This is a genomic window from Clostridium cibarium, from assembly GCF_014836335.1.
GTDB classification, from domain to species: Bacteria; Bacillota; Clostridia; order Clostridiales; family Clostridiaceae; genus Clostridium; species Clostridium cibarium.
This window is the reverse complement of the sequence record NZ_JACSRA010000001.1, coordinates 105,080-122,495: the sequence shown is the minus strand read 5'-3', so window position 1 is coordinate 122,495 and position 17,416 is coordinate 105,080. Positions and strand designations below refer to the sequence as shown.

The window sequence follows — 17,416 nt, the reverse complement described above, 5'->3', positions numbered from 1 at the left end:
TCCTATATATTAGTTAATCTTATATAACTATGTGTAATAGGGGGAATAGAAAATGATAGAAGTAACTGGAATGAATAATAAGGAGTTTGTTCTAAATGCTGATCACATAGAGAAGCTTGAAGAAGTTCCTGAAACTATCATTACTTTAACAAATGGGAAAAAGTATATAGTCCTTCAAAGCATCGATGAAGTAAGAGAAAGAGTAATAAAGTACAAAAGAAGTATATTTAACAGCAACTTCTAGAAAAATAGACTAGAGAATTAAAAAGAGCACAATATAGAAGTTAACATATTGATTGCTGGAAAAGAGTGGGAGTGATTTAAATGGCTAAAAATGAAAATATTGAAACAGAAAATTCACCTAAAAAGGGAAATAAAATGATGATTGTTGTTGTTCTTGCACTAGTTATTGCAGGTATAGGGACTTTTGGTGGCGTGTATTTTTATATGCAAGCAAAAAATACTGTTACAGTAGCTAAAGTTGAAACAGCAAATTATCAACTTATGGAAGATACTCAAATTAATTTAAGTGACAAAGGCGCAAAAAAGTATTTAAAAACATCAGTAGCTTTATCTTATGATAAAAGTAATAAGAACCTAGCAAAGGAAATAGAAGAGAAGAAATTAAATATTCAAGATGCGACTGTATGGTATTTAAAAGGAAAACAGTCTACAGATTTTGAAGCAGATAAAAAAGAAGAGCTTAAAAAAGGCTTAGTTGAAATAATTAATAAGGAATTAGACAAAGGTAAAATAGTAGATGTACTATTTACTGGAGCAAAAAGTACTAATTTCGTAATACAATAGTGATATGGAATTGATTGAAGTAATAGCGAAATTTATAGGCGCCTTAATAATAATTTTTGCACTAATGGTTATCGTATTAAAATATACAAGACAAGGCATAAAGAAAACTACAGGTAAGAAATATGTAAAAGTAGTTGATAGAACTCAAATTTCAAAAGATACTTTTATTGTAGTTGTGCGTACTGGTGAAGAAGGTATGGTAATACTTACAGCAGCAGGGCATACAGAAAAATTAAAGGATTTATCTAGCGAAGAGATGGATAAAATTGAAAATGATAATGAAGAATATCTTAGAGAAATGACACAAATGTATGATAAATTTATAATGTCATCAAAGAAGAAACTTCATTTAGCTATAACCAAAATAAAGTCGAAGGAAGATAAGCATGAATAGAAACAAGAGAAAATGGATTTATATAATTTTGTTTTCATTAGCTATAATTGGGTTTACTAGCGTTATAGCAAATGCTGCACCAGAAAAAATAAATTTACCTAATGTAAATATAAATGTTGGTGGTGATGGAACAAGCAATGATTACGTATCAAATATAAAACTGCTTATATTCTTTACTATTTTAAGTTTGTTACCATCTATAGTTATAATGGTTACATCTTTTACAAGAATAGTTGTTGTATTTTCATTTTTAAAAAGTGCTATTGGTGCTACCCAATCAATACCTAATCAGATATTAACTGGACTAGCTATATTTCTAAGTGTATTTATAATGATGCCAGTTTTTATTCAAATGAATGATAAAGCAATCAAACCTTATTTGGAGAATACCATTACTCAAGAGCAGGCAATTGAGGAAGGGTCAAAGCCATTAAAGGAATTTATGTATAAGCAAACGAGAAAAAAAGATTTGGAATTATTTATTGAAATTGCGAATTTACAAGATGACCAAGAATTAACTAAAGAAAATGTTCCTTTTTATGTAGTTATACCTGCATTTGCTATTAGTGAATTAAAAACTGCATTTCAAATTGGATTTTTAATTTACCTACCATTTTTACTTATAGATATTGTAGTTGGTAGTGTGCTGATGGCCATGGGGATGTTTATGTTACCTCCGGCAATGGTGTCCTTACCCTTCAAGCTATTATTGTTTGTTATGGTAGATGGATGGTATCTATTAACGAAATCTCTGATTATGAGTTTTGGGTGAGGTGATGGTCTATGAGTGAAAGTTTAATAGTAGGCATTATAAAAGATGCTGTGGTAACAGGATTAAAAGTAGCAGGTCCAATTTTGGTTGTGGCTATTATAATTGGGCTTATAATAAGTATTTTTCAGGCTACAACACAAATACAAGAACAAACACTTACATTTGTACCTAAACTTATAGGTGTTGCAGTTGTAGGAATCTTGTTAGGAAGTTGGATGTTACATACTCTTATGAGCTTTACTGAAAGAATATTTGAAATGATTGTCAAAGTTTCAACATAGGGGGTAGTGCAGTATGATTGATACAGCCTACTTTCTAGCTATTTTTTTAATATTAGTAAGGATAACTACATTCTTTTTTGTAGTTAAGATATTTTATCCAAGAGGAACTCCTGTGATATTAAAGGCAGCATTAGGTATTATTTTGTCTTTAGCAGTTGCATCTAGGATAGATAGCAAAGTTGTACTTGAAATTTCAAATAATTACATGCTAGTCGTTGCTATAGTAAGTGAAGTTATGAGTGGTTTAATATTAGGATACATAATAAATGTTATTTTTGAGATAGTTAAAATGGCAGGAGCTTTTATGGATGCACAGTTAGGTTTATCTATGATGAGCATGTTAAATCCAAGCGATAATTCTAATAGTACATTACTATCAAATCTTTCTTATTATATGGCAGCAGTAATCTTCTTTATAGTAGATGGACACCATGTGTTAATTAAGTGTATTATAACAAGCTTTGATGTTGTTCATGTTGGACAATCTATACTATATGGAGATACATTTTATATAATATTAGATTCTTTTATAAAGTATTTTATTATAGGTGTGAGGATTGCAATTCCTATAATAATAATTGGACTTATAACAGATTTATCTATGTCATTAGTTTCAAGGACAGTACCTGCTATTAATGTAATGGTGTTAGGTATGCCAGTAAGACTTGCAGTTGGACTTATTACTTTTGTGGTATTTTTGCCAATTATGATAAAGTTAATCATATCAACATTTGGAACTATACCAGATATTTTAAGTAAGTTGCTAAAAAGTATGACGGCTATGCCCTTGGTACTTTTAGTTGCAAGTGATGATAAAACAGAAGAAGCTACGCCAAAAAAGAAGAATGAAGCTAGAAAAAAAGGACAAATTGCTAGAAGTAAGGATGTTGGGTTAGCTATAACAATGTTAGCTTGCACAATGATCATTATTATGTTTAGTGGAATGATAGTTGTAGGTTTAAAGGACTATATGCAACTTACTCTGCAATCAGGAATCCTAGAGGATTTAGATGTAGTGTCTGTAAAATATATTTTTATAGACTTGATTTGGAAATCATTTAAAGCAATACTACCGGTAGCTGTTCCTATAATGATAGCAGGGGTAGTTGGGAGTCTTATGCAGACAGGATTTATTATTACTGGAGAGCCTCTTAAGCCATCCTTAAGTAAATTAAATCCAATATCAGGATTAAAGAATATGTTCTCTAAAAAAAGTGTAGCAGATTTAGTGAAAAATTTAATTGTTGTTTCTATAGTAGGTTTAATAAGTTATAAATATGTAATGAATAATTATAATTCTATACTTCAAATATCTAGTTCATACTTACCTTCACTGGGGAAGGACCTTTTAAAGTTATTTTCAGGACTTTTTATTCAGATAAGTATAGTACTAATTATTATTGCAGCAGCAGATTATTTTATACAGTTAAGATTTTATAATAAAGATATGAAAATGACCAAACAAGAAATAAAAGAAGAGTATAAACAAATGGAGGGTGACCCTCAAATAAAAAGTAAAATTAAACAAAAACAAAGAGAGATGGCTACAAGGCGAATGATGTCTTCAGTGCCAGATGCAACGGTAGTAATAACTAACCCAACTCATTTAGCTATAGCTATAAAATATGAGGATGGAGTTACAGAAGCACCTAAGGTAGTGGCAAAGGGTGCAGATTTAGTTGCTTTGAAAATTAAAGAAATTGCAAAAGAAAATAATGTACCTATTATGGAGAACAAACCATTAGCAAGAATGATTTATGGGCAAGTTGAAATAGATCAAGAAATACCACAGGATATGTATCAAGCTGTGGCAGAAGTTTTAGCAATGGTATATAAGCTTAATAAATAAGTTTAATATATGGTATGTATAAAGGATGGGATTAATTTGGCAACTGTAAATAAGAAAAAGTTTGATATAAAAAGTAATCTTGATGTTCTAGTTGCCTTTGGTGTAATTGGAATAGTAATGATGATAATCATACCTTTACCTAAAGGGATATTAGATGTTTTGTTAGCATTTAATATAACATTATCCATAGTTATAATCCTTATAACTATGTTTACGACAAATGTATTGCAATTTTCAGTGTTTCCTACTCTGTTACTTGTAACTACATTAATAAGATTAGCACTTAATATATCATCAACAAGACTTATTTTATCAGAGGCGGATGCAGGTAAAATTATAGAAGCCTTTGGAGAATTCGTTATTAGAGGAAATTATGTGGTTGGTATAATTATATTCTTGATTATTGTAGTAATTCAATTTATAGTTATAACAAATGGTGCTGGAAGAGTATCAGAAGTATCAGCAAGATTTACTTTAGATGCTATGCCTGGTAAGCAGATGAGTATTGATGCAGATTTAAATTCAGGTCTTATAGATGAGGCTATGGCAAAGAAGAGACGTCAAGATTTGCAATCAGAAGCAGATTTTTATGGGGCAATGGATGGTGCTTCAAAGTTCGTAAAAGGAGATGCTATAGCATCTATTATAATAACAACTATTAATATTATTGCTGGTATTGTAATTGGAGTTTTAATGCATGGTATGGATGCAGCTACAGCAGCTCAAACATACGTAAGATTATCAGTTGGTGATGGACTTGTATCGCAGGTGCCGGCACTACTAATTTCAACAGCATCAGGTATACTTGTAACACGTTCTGGTAGTCCAGATAACTTTGGTAAGACATTAGCTACACAACTTACAGCTTTCCCAATAGCAGCTGGAGTTGCTAGTGGTGTCATGCTGTTTTTAGGATTAGTTCCTAATATGCCAAAGGTAGCATTTTTTGCAGCTTCTTTAGCTACAGGAATTCTTGCTTATCTTTTATATAAAGAAGAAACAAAGCAACAAGAATTAGAATTAGCTCTTGAAGAAGATGAACTAGTTGAAATGGAACGTACAGAGCCTGAGAATGTAATGAATCTTATCTCTGTTGAACCTATGGAAGTTGAAATTGGCTATGGGCTTATTCCTTTAGCAGATGAAACTACTGGAGGAGACTTACTACAAAGAATCGCTTCGGTAAGAAGACAATGTGCAATTGAGATGGGAATTATAGTTCAACCAATAAGAATAAGAGATAATTTACAATTAAAGACTAATGAATATGTAATTAAGATAAGGGGAACAGTAATAGCATCTTCAGAACTTATGGCAAGTATGCTTTTGTGTATGGATCCAAATGGTGATAGTTCTGAAATACAAGGAATTAAAACCGTCGAACCTACATTTAACTTGCCAGCTGTATGGATAAATAAGGATCAAAGGGAAGAGGCTGAAATTAAAGGGTTAACGGTGGTAGATCCAACAACCGTAATGGTGACCCATTTAACAGAAACAATTAAGGCACATTCATATGAATTATTAGGAAGACAAGAAGTTAAACTTATTGTTGATAATACAAGAGAGAAATATTCAACTGTTGTTGAAGAATTAATACCTGATTTGATGACTATTGGAGAATTACAAAAAGTATTACAAAATCTATTAAGGGAAAAGGTTCCTATAAAAGATATGGTAACAATAATGGAATCACTAGCAGATAATTCAAGAAATACAAAGGATATAGAATTGTTAACTGAGTATGTAAGATTCGCTTTAGCAAGAACAATATGTAATCAGATAATTAATGAAGAAAGAGCTGTTACTGTAGTTACATTAACTCCAGAACTAGAAGAACTTGTTGCTTCAAATGTTCAAAAATCAATGCAAGGATCATTCCCAACAATTGATCCAGATACTACAACAAGAATCTTCCATAATATAAGAGAAACTATAGATTCAGTATATTTTTATAATAATCAACCGGTGATACTAGTTTCTCCAAATATTAGAGCAGTATTTAGAAAGTTAGTTGAAATGGCATTCCCTCACGTAATGATTATTTCATTAAATGAAATACCAAACGATATTGAAATAAGAACTGAAGGAGTTGTATCAGTGTAAATGGTTATAAAAAAATATACAGCAAACAATATGAATGAAGCACTTACTAGAATTAGACATGAACTGGGAAAAGAAGCTGTAATTATAAGCCAGAGAAAGATTAAGAGACCAGGAATAAAAGGTTTTTTTTCAAGTAAATTGATAGAAGTAACTGCAGCAATTGAAAATTCTACTTTAGGATCAAGTAAGAAGGCAGAGGAAAAACAGTCTGATGATCTTTTCAAAGAATCTCTACATAACTTTAAAAGAGTTATGAGTAAGGAAATTGGGACTAAAAAAGAGACAGAGCCAGCTGAGAATAACCAACTTCAAGCAGAAGTTGCTGAAATGAAAGAACTTCTAAATAAGGTTATTAAAAATACTGATAAAGGTGAGGCACCAGAAGATGAACTTCTTACTTTAATTAAGGATATAGATATAGATGTTCAGTTTTATGAAGAGTTAAAAACTAAAGTTGGAGATGAAGATATTTCTGACAAGTTTCGAAAGGTAATTGAAGATGAAATAGAAATATCTAAAGATGAATTAAGTGGGAATGTAGTATTTGTAGGTCCAACTGGAGTTGGTAAAACAACAACTATAGCAAAACTTGCTGGAAAGCTTTCTCTGATAGATAAGAAGAAAGTTGGTTTAATTACAGTAGATACATATAGGATTGGTGCTGTTGAACAGTTAAAAACATATGCGGAAATTATGAATATTCCATTTAAGGTGGTAATAACCATGAAGGAAATGGAGGAGGCAGTAGAATCAATGAAGGATTGTGATATAGTACTAATTGATACTACTGGAAGAAGTAGCAAAAATACTATGCAGATTTCTGAACTTAGAGCATTTGTTCAAAAGGCTAATCCAGATTCCGTTAATTTAGTAATTAGTGCAACTACTAAAAATAGAGACATCAAAACAATTTTAGAAGGATATAAGGAATTAGAATATAAGAGTGTGATAATAACTAAACTTGATGAAACTTCAGTTTATGGGTGTATATATAATATTCGTAAAATTTCTAAGCAACCTTTACGATTTATAACTACTGGGCAAAATGTTCCAGATGATATAAAGGCGCCAACAAAAAGTGATATTATAAGATTTATATTTGGGGAGGAAGCCCTATGTTAGATCAAGCTGAAAGATTAAGACGATTGGTTAATGAAGAGAATAATGAAAACTATAGGAAAGCAAAAATAATTACAGTAACATCTGGTAAAGGTGGAGTTGGAAAAAGTAACTTTGTAGTAAATCTTGGAATAACCCTTCAAAAAAAGGGAAAAAGGGTCTTAATTTTTGATGCTGACATAGGTATGGGAAATGATGATGTACTTATGGGGGTATACCCAAGATATAATGTATTTGATTTAATAAAAGGTAGAAATATAGAAGATATACTTGTTGAGGGACCAGAAGGAATAATGTTACTTCCAGGCGGATCTGCATTAAATCAAGTAGAAGATCTTCAAAGTAATGAAAGAGATATATTTTTAAAAAAGCTAGAAAGCTTAGATGGGTTTGACTATATACTTATGGACACTGGAGCGGGAATAAGTAGAAGTGTTTTAGCGTTTATTGCGTGTTCTGAAGAACTTATAATAATTACTACTCCAGAGCCAACATCATTAACTGATGCATATAGTTTAATAAAAGCTACAGATCACTTTAACATTAAAGACAGGGCTAAAGTTGTAGTTAACAGAGCGTTTACAAAAGAAGAAGGTCAAGAAACTTTTAGAAAGTTTGAAAGAGCGATAAATAGATTTTTATCTGTTAAGGTAGAGTATTTAGGATGTATTCTAGATGATAGAAAACTTGTTCAAGGAGTAAGAGAGCAGGTTCCCTTTGTACTTTCGTATCCTAATTCAGATGCTTCAAGATCAATTGAGGAAATCTCAAAGAAGTTTTTAGGAGAAAGTTCAGATAGTAAATTAGGTGCTCAAGGACTATTTAAGAAGTTATTTAATATATTTTCTTAGAGAAAAATTATGATAGTTTGAAGAACGATAAAGAAAAGTATTCACTTGTAGGTAAGGTAATTAGGTGTGACAAATGTAAAGATGGATAGTACATTTGTGGATATAAACGAAAAAAGAGAGAAATAAGACAATTAAAAAGGTATTTAATGTAATGAGAAAACAGCGCGAGCTTATGTAGAGAGAGATTTAGAGGAGGAAGAGGTAATGACCACCTTAGATATTGTAGAAGGAAAAGAACAAATAGTAGCAAAATATATACCTTTAGTTAAATATATTGCTTCAAGGGTAAGTTTAGGGAAAAACAAGTATATGGAGTATGAAGACTTAGTAAGCTATGGGATGATTGGCTTAATGGATGCTATGTCAAAATATGATAAAAATAAAGGTATGAAGTTTTCTTCGTATGCATCAATAAGAATAAAGGGTGCAATTATTGATGAAATTAGAAAGTGCAGACCTATATCTAAGGGAGCAATGGATAAGTTAAATAGATATAATGAAGCTGTTGAAGAACTACAAAGAAAATTCTTTAGAGAGCCTTCTATATATGAAATAGCAAAACATATGAATCTATCTATTAATGAAATAGGAGAGATAGAAAATTATATAAATTATATTTCAGTTGTTTCTTTAGAAGATATCATATTTTCTGACGGAGAAGATATGACTATAATGGGTATTATTGAAGATAAGAATAGTCCAAGTCCTGAGCAAAGCTATGAGAAAGATGAAGAAGTTGCAATGCTTGCTAGAGCTATAGAAGGACTTAAAGAAAAAGATAGAACAGTTTTAAATTTATATTATTATGAAGGATTAACATTAAAAGAAATTGGAGTAGTATTAAATGTCTCTGAATCTAGAGTTTGTCAATTGCATAGCAGGGCTATTAGAAAGCTACGTGAAAAGATGCTTGCTATGAATTATTTATAGAAGAGGTAAATTGTATGCCAATAATATTGATAGTAATAGGTATAATTCTAATATTTTTAAATTATAAAGCTATAAAAAAAGGTGAAAACTCCTTTGGAAATGTGTTAAAATACAAAGAGGAAGATGTTTCTGACCTAGAAATTAAAATAGGTGAGGTTAGAAAGGATATGGCTGAAAGTTTACTGGAAATACAACAGGATATCCTAGAATTAAAGAATTCATATAAAGTGGACGATAATGATAGTGTTAAAGAAATAGACGAAGATAAAGAAGAATTGAAAAAAGATGAAAAAGCATATTTACTAGGTTCGGATGAAGGAGTCATCAATAATATTACTGAAAAAAGTAAAACAGAAAGAATAAAAGAGCTTCTTGAGATGGGCTTAAGTGAAGATGAAATTTGTGAGAAGCTATCTTTAGGCAAGGGGGAAGTACTATTAGTAAGAGGATTATTCAAAAAGTAAAGATAATAATAGATTTTTTTAGTGATAGAAAAATACTATTTGGAATAGGTATAGGATTAATCTTAGGAGTTATACTCATGTTTGGTTATGAGTATAAGAGTACTATTTCCGATGCTAAGATAGAAGAGAGAGCTAGAGATATGGGAATGCATTACGAAGGTGAATGCAAAGTACTATTTGAAAGGGATGGGAAAAAATGATTAGAAGTCTTTACACAGCTGTATCAGGAATGATAGCTATGGAAAATAAGCAAAATACTGTTACTAATAATATGGCAAATGCTAATACAACAGGATATAAAAGAGAAAATCTTGCAACAAAGAGCTTTAAAGATGTGTTAGTTGAAAATAAAGACAAAATACTTGGAAATAATAATGTTACACAAAAATTAGGTAAAATGAGTTTAGGTGTAGCTATTGATACTGTTGACACAGCATTTACTCAAGGTGACTTAAAGCAGACCGAAAATATTGGCGATTTTGCTATAGACGGTAGAGGTTTCTTTGCAATTCAGACTCCACAAGGTGTTAAGTATACTAGAGATGGTCAATTTAGAGTTAATAATAATGGTAATTTAGTCAACAATTCAGGTGATTTAGTATTAGGAATAAACAACAGAACTGGTGCTGTAGAACCAATAAATGTTGGTAAGGGAGATTATACAATAGATGATTATAATAACGTTAATGTTAATGGAGTTTCTAATTATAAGTTAGCTATAGCGGATTTTCAGGATTATTCAAAGCTAGGAAAAGCAGGGGACAACTATTATACTGGAGAAAATGCGGTATATGTGAATAATGCTACAGTTCGCCAAGGATTTTTAGAAACATCAAATGTTAACATAATGAATGAAATGGTAGATATGATAAGCACAATGAGAAGTTTTGAAACAAATCAAAAGTTTGTTAGCATGATTGATGAAAGTTTGGGGAAAGCTGCAAACAATATTGGTTCTGTTAGATAATAAAGAGGTGAAATGGGATGTATAGAATTTTAAGTACTAGTAAAGCTGGTATGAATGCTAATCAAACTAGATTAGATACTATAGGAAATAATATAGTTAATTCAGAAACTACAGGTTATAAAAAGGTAAATGTAGGATTTCAAAATTTATTAAGTGAATCTTTAAATAGACAAGGTTATAGAACTAATGATAAAGGAGCTTCAATGGGAACAGGTGTAAAAGCTAGTGAAATGTTTAGAGATAACTCTCAAGGTAATTTGATGACAACTGAATTACCTACAGATTTTGCTCTTGATGGACCAGGTTTCTTTAGAGTTCAACTAGCTAATGGAAATGTTGCTTATACTAGAGATGGTTCATTTAAGATTGATGGAATGGGAAGATTAGTTGATGCTAATGGGAATAAGCTTGAATTAAATTATGTAAATGGAAGATCAGAAGATAATACTAGTTTTAAAAGAAATAATATTTTAGTAGATACAGCAGGAAATGTGTTTACTAAAGAAGGAGATTCTTTTACAAAGGTAGCTGAAATTCCTGTGTATACAGCTACAGGAGATACTTCATTTACTTCAGTTGGGAAGAACTTATTTATGCCTACAGATGGAGCAAGGTTAGAGAGATCTACAGAAACTGATGTCCGTCAAGGTATGCTAGAAGCATCTAACGTAGATTTAACTACTGAAATGACAGATCTTATAGTAGCACAAAGAGCATTCCAACTTTCATCAAAGGGTGTAACCACTGCTGATCAAATGCTTGAAATGATTAATAATATGAGAAGATAAATAAAAAAATTAGTGATAAAATTTTTATCACTAATTTTTTTATTATATTAATGCTATTGTATTTGTTAGTGGTGGTATAACTTGTTTCTTTCTTGATAGTACACCAGGAAGGAAGCAAGTTGAATCTTCTAGTTTCACTGAAAAAGTCTTCTCTACTATTTCTGGAGACTTACCTGCTACTAAAACTTGAGATCCTTCATTCAATATATCGGTAAGTAGAAGTATAATAGTATCAAATCCACCTTCTTCTGCTTTTTTATTCATATATGAAAGCATATTTTCCTTAAGTGGCATAAATCCATCTATATCCATAGTGTTTACTTGTGCAACACCGATTTTCATATCACCGATTTTAAATGGTTTAAAGTCTTGATTGTATATTTCTTCTACTGTTTTGCCTTGTAATGATGTTCCTGCCTTAAACATTTCTTTGGCAAAGTCGTCTATATCAGATATTCCAGCTATTTCAGCTAACTTTTTACATGCATGAATATCTTGTTCTGTGCATGTTGGGCTTCTAAATAGAAGAGTATCTGAAATTATTGCCCCGCATAATAGCCCTGCTGCTTCCTTAGAAGGTCTTATTCCATTTTCAAAGAAGCACTTTGATACTATTGTAGAAGTACTTCCAAGAGGCTCGTTTCTAAAGTAAATTGGATTATTAGTTTGAATATCAGCAACCCTGTGATGATCTATAATTTCTAAAACTTCAGCTTCATCTAATCCATCAACAGATTGGCCTCTTTCATTATGGTCAACTTGAATAACTTTTTTCTTAAAGTTAGAAATAAGATGGTATCTAGAAATAGTTCCAACAACCTTTCCATCAGAATCAGTTACAGGATAACTTCTAAATCTAGTTTCAATCATAGTATCTTTTATATCATCAACTAAATCATCTTCAGTGAAAGATATTAGATTGTCATTAGCCATAACATAACTAACAGGAATACTTTGTATTATTAATCTTGAAGCAGTAAATGAATCGTGAGGAGTACTTATTATATTAACTCCAGCTTCTTTAGCTTTTTCTATAATTTTATCAGAAACCTTATGAGATCCTGTTACTATCATTAATGAAACATTTATATTTATTAAAGCTTCTTGCACATCTGGTCTATCACCAGCTATAGCTATATCTCCTTTTTCAACCATTCCTTTTAAGCTATCAGGTTGCATTGCAGTTACTACAATTTTGCCAGGAAATCTTTGGTTGTTAGCGTTTATATATATTTCTTTAGCAGAAAGAGTATCGATTATATTGTCTATAGTAGTATTACTCTTATCTAAAATTACATTGTCCCAAATATCCATATAAGATGAAGTTAAATTTGAAATTGATAGTATTCCAACTAAATGATCATTGATATCTGCTACAGGTAAAGATTTTACGTTTTTATCTCTCATGATATTCCATGCCATTTTTAATGAAATATCAGGTGAAATTGGACTTATATTATCTATATCTAAATCACCAACTTTAAGCTTTACAGTTTCTAGATATTCAGGTGCCTTTACGTTAAATCTATCTAAGATATATTGAGTTTCTCTATTTACATTTCCAAGTCTTACTGGAATTGCAGGAAGCTCACTAGTTTTGTTCTTAAATTCAGCATATGCATAGGCTGCACATATAGAATCCGAATCTGGGTTTTTATGTCCAGTTACATAAACTACGTTTTTCAAGACGATTCCTCCTTTATTATTAAATTTACATATTATATTTTAAGGCTAAAAGGCTAAAAAGTAAAGAAAGGGTCGAAATAGAGTTTTTTTTATATCTTATACAACAGAAGAAATATATTATGTATTTTTTATTATGTTCTAAGTCAATAGAAGAAAAATATATATATTATAGAGTTTTGTTTAAGGAGGAAAAAGGGTGATACAGGAAAAGACAGTAATTCCGGGATTATCAACAAGAGAAGCAGAAAAAAGAATAAATAAAGTTGGATTAAATGAATTACAACATAAAAAGAAAATTTCACCTATTGTTATCTTTTTATCTCAATTTAATGATTTTATGGTGTGGGTATTATTAGGAGCAACAGTTATTTCAGGAATAATGGGAGATACAGCAGATGCAATTACTATAATAATAATAGTAATAGTTAATGCTATACTTGGGTTTATTCAGGAGTTTAGAACTGAAAAGTCATTGGAAGCGCTTAAAAATTTAGCAGCACCAACTTGTAAAGTATTTAGAGATGGAAGAATAAAAGTTTTAAATTCTATTTATTTAACTATAGGTGATGTTGTTGTATTAGAAGCAGGAGATAGAGTACCAGCTGATGGGGAGTTATTTGAAGCTTCTGGAATTATGGTAGATGAGTCACTATTAACTGGTGAGTCAGTTGGTGTTAGTAAAGATTCTTCAAGTAAAAAGTGTAACGTGTTTATGGGGACAACCGTATTAAAAGGGAAGGGTATATTTAAGGTAACTAGAATTGGTATGGACACTGAAATGGGGAAAATAGCCAACCTTCTAGATAATATTAAGGACGAAAAGTCACCGTTAAAGGAAAGGCTTGAATCTTTAGGGAAAATTTTAGTTATATTATGTTTGGTTATATGTGGAGTAGTAACAGTTCTTGGAATAATTAGAGGAAATGATGTAACAGAAATGTTTTTACTTGGAGTAAGCTTAGCTGTTGCGGCAATTCCAGAAGGATTAGCAGCCATAGTAACAGTAGCCTTAGCTCTAGGAGTATCAAGAATGCTTAAGAGAAATGCTCTAATTAGAAAGTTGCCAGCTGTTGAAACTTTAGGCTGTACATCAATAATATGCTCAGATAAAACAGGTACATTAACACAAAACAAGATGACAGTAAAAGAAGTATATATAAATGGAAGAATTGTTGAATTAGAAAGAGAAAAATTAAAGGATTATGAATTCTTTAGAAAGGCATTAGTCTATTGTAATGATTGTAACTATGACTTTAATGAGAAATATATGGAAAGAGCTTTACATGGAGATCCAACAGAAACAGCCTTAATTAAGTTGTTTTTTGAAGATGTAAAGGATCTTGAAGGTTACATAGGTAAAGCTGAAAGAGTTTTTGACATTCCTTTTGATTCAACTAGAAAGATGATGTCTGTAATTATAAAGGAAAGTGGTAAAGAAACTTGCTATGTAAAAGGTGCTCCAGAAAGGTTAATAGAAAAGTGTTCATTTATACTAGAAGATGACAAAGTCAAACCTCTAACATTTCAAAAAAGAAAGAGGGTAGCAGCATTTATTGAAGCAATGTCATCAAGGGCACTAAGATGTATAGCTGCTGCCTATAAAGAAGAAGGACTAACTAAAAGTGAAAAGTTAGAACAGGGATTAATATTTATTGGAGTAGCTGGGAGTATAGATCCTCCAAGACTTGAAGCTAGAGATGCAGTACTAAAATGCAAACTAGCAGGAATTAGACCAATAATGATAACTGGAGACCATAAAAATACAGCTTTAGCTATAGCAAAATCTTTAAATATATGTAATAGTGAAGAACAGGTTATAGTAGGTGAAGAGTTAGAAAATATAAGCGATAAGGAATTAGATAAAAGGCTCGACACAACTAGAGTTTTTGCTAGAGTTTCACCAGATCACAAGCTTAGAATAGTAAGAGGATTTAAAAAGAAAAATAATGTTGTAGCTATGACAGGTGATGGTGTAAATGATGCTCCAGCGATTAAAGAAGCTGATATAGGTATATCTATGGGACTTTCGGGTACAGATGTAACTAAAGAAGCATCATCTATGATACTTATGGATGATAATTTTGCAACTATTGTAGCAGCTGTTGAAGAGGGAAGAGTTATTTATGATAATATAAGAAAATTTATAAGATATTTATTGTCTTGTAATTTAGGAGAAGTATTAACTATGTTTTTAGCATCATTATTTACTTTGCCTAATCCATTAACGCCGATACAGATTCTTTTTGTAAACTTAGCAACTGATGGGCTTCCTGCTATAGCTTTAGGGGTAGACCCTGCAGATAAGGATATAATGAGAGAAACTCCTAGGGAAAAAAAGGAGGGGATATTTGCAAGAGGGTTAGCAGAAAAGATTTTAGTTAGAGGATGTTTAATTGGAATATGTACTTTACTTTCATTTATGATATCAAGATTTTATGGAATGAACTTAGTAGCTTGCAGGACTATTGCGCTAGCTACGCTTGTAATGTCACAATTATTTCATGTTTTTGAGTGCAGGTCAGAGAGACATTCAATATTTGAAATAAAATTATTTACTAATATGTATTTAGTTGGTGCTGTAACAGTTTCTATAATTATGCTTTGCAGCATACTTTATGTTCCTTTTTTGCAAAATGTTTTTCATACAATACCTTTAGCCTTAAATCAATGGCTTATTGTATTATTTTTCTCAGGAACTATTGCTATGATAAATAGTGTCTATCTGTTTATAAAAACAAAGTAATAAAAAAGCCTTGTCATAATATTTCTATCATGCCAAGGCTTAAATCTTTAGTATCTCATTCTTCCAGCTTGTTGTCTTGATTTTTTTATTTGAGAATGATCTATTGGAACTAAATCCTTTTTAGTAGTCAGATTAAGTATATTTTGTAAAGTAAGAACATCAGCATCTTTCTTACCTTTAATACCCTTAAGTCCCATCAGCATAACCTTATGCCCTACTTTTACAGGAATAAAATCTACTTTTTTAAACCATCTGTTTTTCACATACTTAGCTTTAAGCACTGCTTTACCAGCTTCAGGTTTTATAATCATATCTACAACTAATCTGTGAAAGAAAAGGTAACTTTTTTCTTTGATTTTTATAGAAACAACTGTACCTGCAGCACTAGCTATCCTATCTCCGTATTTTTGAAAATAAGAATCTCTAAAATATTTGTCAAACTTATCTTTAAAGCTCATAGCAAATCTCCTTTATATATATTACATATAAGTCCTATGATAATTAAACCTTATCATGAGTATTATAACATAGTTTAAAGTTTTGTAAAATTAAAATTAATTAATATATATATTATAAATTTGACATCATGTTGACAAATTATATTAATAAAATTAAATTAAGGAATAAATAAGGTTTTTAATACCTTATTAAGAGATAATTATAGTATAATATATATGTATATAAATATGGTAGAAAGAGTGAGTGGGATGAAGATGAAAATAGAAGATATTTGTGACTCAACAATAAGAAATTATAGAAAAGCAAAAGAGGAATTAAGGTTTGATGGAGATTACATTAATCATTTATCTTCATTGATTTATGCACAAGAGGGAAAAGAAATTCCAACAAAAAAAATAAAAGAAGTAAGGAGTTTAATAAAAAGAGAAACTTCAAGAATGTCTGCTTTTAGAGGAGATATTTTATATATAGTGTCTTTATTAATATCATTAGAAGAGGATGTTAATAATTTTATAAGTAATATGTTTTCTGTATACGATAAACTAATGGAAGTAGGATTTAAAGATAGTCAACATTTAGTTTTAGCTAGCTATACATTGGTTAAATATGTAGAAGATGAAGAACGTTTTTCAAGGATTTTATATATGAGAGAGATTTATGAAGTGATTAGAGGAAAGTATAATAATGTTACTAATCATGAAGATTATTTAGAGTGTGCTCTTTTAGCTATAAATGATGTAAGAAAAGAGTTAATTATAGAATATATGGATAAACTATTTGAGAGATATACGAAATTAGATATACTTTCAAATAATAGTATACAAGGATTAGCTATGACTTTGCTATTAAATAAAAATAAGAAAGCTACTGATAAAGTGGAAGAGTTGCTTTTGGAGTTTGAAAAAGAAGACATCAAGGTAAGTCATCAGTTAATACCTCTTTTTGGAGCTATATCAGGATATGATGAACCTAAAAAATATATAAATAAGATAAATGAAGTAATACAGTATCTATGTGACGAAGATGGACAATATGAATTTTACATGGATAAAGGATTTAGAAAATTTATAAGTATAGCAATAATTGAATACTCTAGAAATATAAAAGAAGAAAGGTATATTAATGAGCTTCTATCTGTAGGAATATATTTAATCCTTGTAAGTAAGAATCAAGGTATATTTGCAGAGGTATTAGCTTAAT

Annotated in this window: 18 protein-coding genes; 16 read left to right on the top strand and 2 right to left on the bottom strand. The window is 30.5% G+C overall.

Annotated features, from left to right (window positions below):
* Positions 1-52 precede the first annotated feature (52 nt).
* The 14 genes from H9661_RS00570 to H9661_RS00510 all read left to right on the top strand — a co-directional run bounded on the left by H9661_RS00570 (position 53) and on the right by H9661_RS00510 (position 11,328).
* Positions 53-244 (top strand): flagellar FlbD family protein, encoded by a 192-nt coding sequence (locus H9661_RS00570; protein ID WP_143314730.1) that lies wholly within the window; start codon positions 53-55, stop codon positions 242-244.
* A gap of 80 nt (positions 245-324) precedes the next feature.
* The gene (locus tag H9661_RS00565) at positions 325-807 is read left to right on the top strand and encodes a flagellar basal body-associated FliL family protein (protein WP_143314729.1); all 483 of its coding nucleotides are present in this window, start codon (positions 325-327) and stop codon (positions 805-807) included.
* Between the two features lie 10 nt (positions 808-817).
* Complete coding sequence (locus H9661_RS00560; RefSeq protein WP_185966688.1) at positions 818-1,201, top strand: flagellar biosynthetic protein FliO; 384 nt, start codon at positions 818-820, stop codon at positions 1,199-1,201.
* The gene (gene fliP, locus H9661_RS00555) at positions 1,194-1,973 is read left to right on the top strand and encodes a flagellar type III secretion system pore protein FliP (protein WP_143314727.1); all 780 of its coding nucleotides are present in this window, start codon (positions 1,194-1,196) and stop codon (positions 1,971-1,973) included. The genes H9661_RS00560 and fliP overlap by 8 nt, the downstream gene beginning before the upstream one ends.
* Positions 1,974-1,984: 11 nt before the next feature.
* Positions 1,985-2,254, top strand: a complete 270-nt coding sequence (fliQ, locus tag H9661_RS00550; protein WP_143314726.1) for a flagellar biosynthesis protein FliQ — start codon at positions 1,985-1,987, stop codon at positions 2,252-2,254.
* 13 nt (positions 2,255-2,267) lie between these two features.
* Positions 2,268-4,103 (top strand): fused FliR family export protein/FlhB family type III secretion system protein, encoded by a 1,836-nt coding sequence (locus H9661_RS00545; RefSeq protein WP_143314725.1) that lies wholly within the window; start codon positions 2,268-2,270, stop codon positions 4,101-4,103.
* A gap of 36 nt (positions 4,104-4,139) precedes the next feature.
* Positions 4,140-6,209: a flagellar biosynthesis protein FlhA gene (gene flhA, locus H9661_RS00540; RefSeq protein ID WP_243129513.1), complete on the top strand. Its 2,070-nt coding sequence runs from the start codon at positions 4,140-4,142 to the stop codon at positions 6,207-6,209.
* Positions 6,210-7,331 carry a flagellar biosynthesis GTPase FlhF gene (gene flhF / locus H9661_RS00535; RefSeq protein WP_143314723.1) on the top strand — a complete coding sequence of 374 codons (1,122 nt, stop codon included), beginning with the start codon at positions 6,210-6,212 and terminating at the stop codon, positions 7,329-7,331.
* Positions 7,325-8,179 carry a MinD/ParA family protein gene (locus H9661_RS00530; RefSeq protein ID WP_143314722.1) on the top strand — a complete coding sequence of 285 codons (855 nt, stop codon included), beginning with the start codon at positions 7,325-7,327 and terminating at the stop codon, positions 8,177-8,179. Before flhF ends, H9661_RS00530 begins: the two co-directional genes overlap by 7 nt.
* Positions 8,180-8,383: 204 nt before the next feature.
* Positions 8,384-9,109: a FliA/WhiG family RNA polymerase sigma factor gene (locus H9661_RS00525; protein ID WP_191767450.1), complete on the top strand. Its 726-nt coding sequence runs from the start codon at positions 8,384-8,386 to the stop codon at positions 9,107-9,109.
* Positions 9,110-9,123: 14 nt separating this feature from the next.
* The gene (locus tag H9661_RS00520) at positions 9,124-9,573 is read left to right on the top strand and encodes a DUF6115 domain-containing protein (RefSeq protein ID WP_143314720.1); all 450 of its coding nucleotides are present in this window, start codon (positions 9,124-9,126) and stop codon (positions 9,571-9,573) included.
* Positions 9,574-9,650: 77 nt separating this feature from the next.
* Positions 9,651-9,773 (top strand): hypothetical protein, encoded by a 123-nt coding sequence (locus H9661_RS19800; protein ID WP_279232032.1) that lies wholly within the window; start codon positions 9,651-9,653, stop codon positions 9,771-9,773.
* The gene (locus H9661_RS00515) at positions 9,770-10,540 is read left to right on the top strand and encodes a flagellar hook-basal body complex protein (protein WP_143314719.1); all 771 of its coding nucleotides are present in this window, start codon (positions 9,770-9,772) and stop codon (positions 10,538-10,540) included. The genes H9661_RS19800 and H9661_RS00515 overlap by 4 nt, the downstream gene beginning before the upstream one ends.
* Before the next feature lie 17 nt (positions 10,541-10,557).
* Positions 10,558-11,328, top strand: a complete 771-nt coding sequence (locus tag H9661_RS00510) for a flagellar hook-basal body complex protein (protein ID WP_143314718.1) — start codon at positions 10,558-10,560, stop codon at positions 11,326-11,328.
* A 42-nt stretch (positions 11,329-11,370) separates the two neighbouring features.
* On the opposite strand, the gene H9661_RS00505 is transcribed toward H9661_RS00510, so the two are convergent.
* Entirely contained in the window at positions 11,371-13,014 is a 1,644-nt protein-coding gene (locus H9661_RS00505) for a putative manganese-dependent inorganic diphosphatase (RefSeq protein ID WP_143314717.1), read from the bottom strand.
* Positions 13,015-13,210: 196 nt separating this feature from the next.
* Here H9661_RS00505 and H9661_RS00500 point away from each other — a divergent pair, with 196 nt between their 5' ends.
* Complete coding sequence (locus tag H9661_RS00500; protein WP_143314716.1) at positions 13,211-15,757, top strand: calcium-translocating P-type ATPase, PMCA-type; 2,547 nt, start codon at positions 13,211-13,213, stop codon at positions 15,755-15,757.
* 47 nt (positions 15,758-15,804) lie between these two features.
* Here H9661_RS00500 and H9661_RS00495 read toward each other — a convergent pair whose 3' ends face one another.
* Positions 15,805-16,215, bottom strand: a complete 411-nt coding sequence (locus H9661_RS00495; protein WP_143314715.1) for a hypothetical protein — start codon at positions 16,213-16,215, stop codon at positions 15,805-15,807.
* A gap of 249 nt (positions 16,216-16,464) precedes the next feature.
* On the opposite strand from H9661_RS00495, the gene H9661_RS00490 reads away from it, so the two are divergent.
* Complete coding sequence (locus H9661_RS00490) at positions 16,465-17,415, top strand: DUF4003 family protein (RefSeq protein WP_191767449.1); 951 nt, start codon at positions 16,465-16,467, stop codon at positions 17,413-17,415.
* Position 17,416 lies beyond the last annotated feature (1 nt).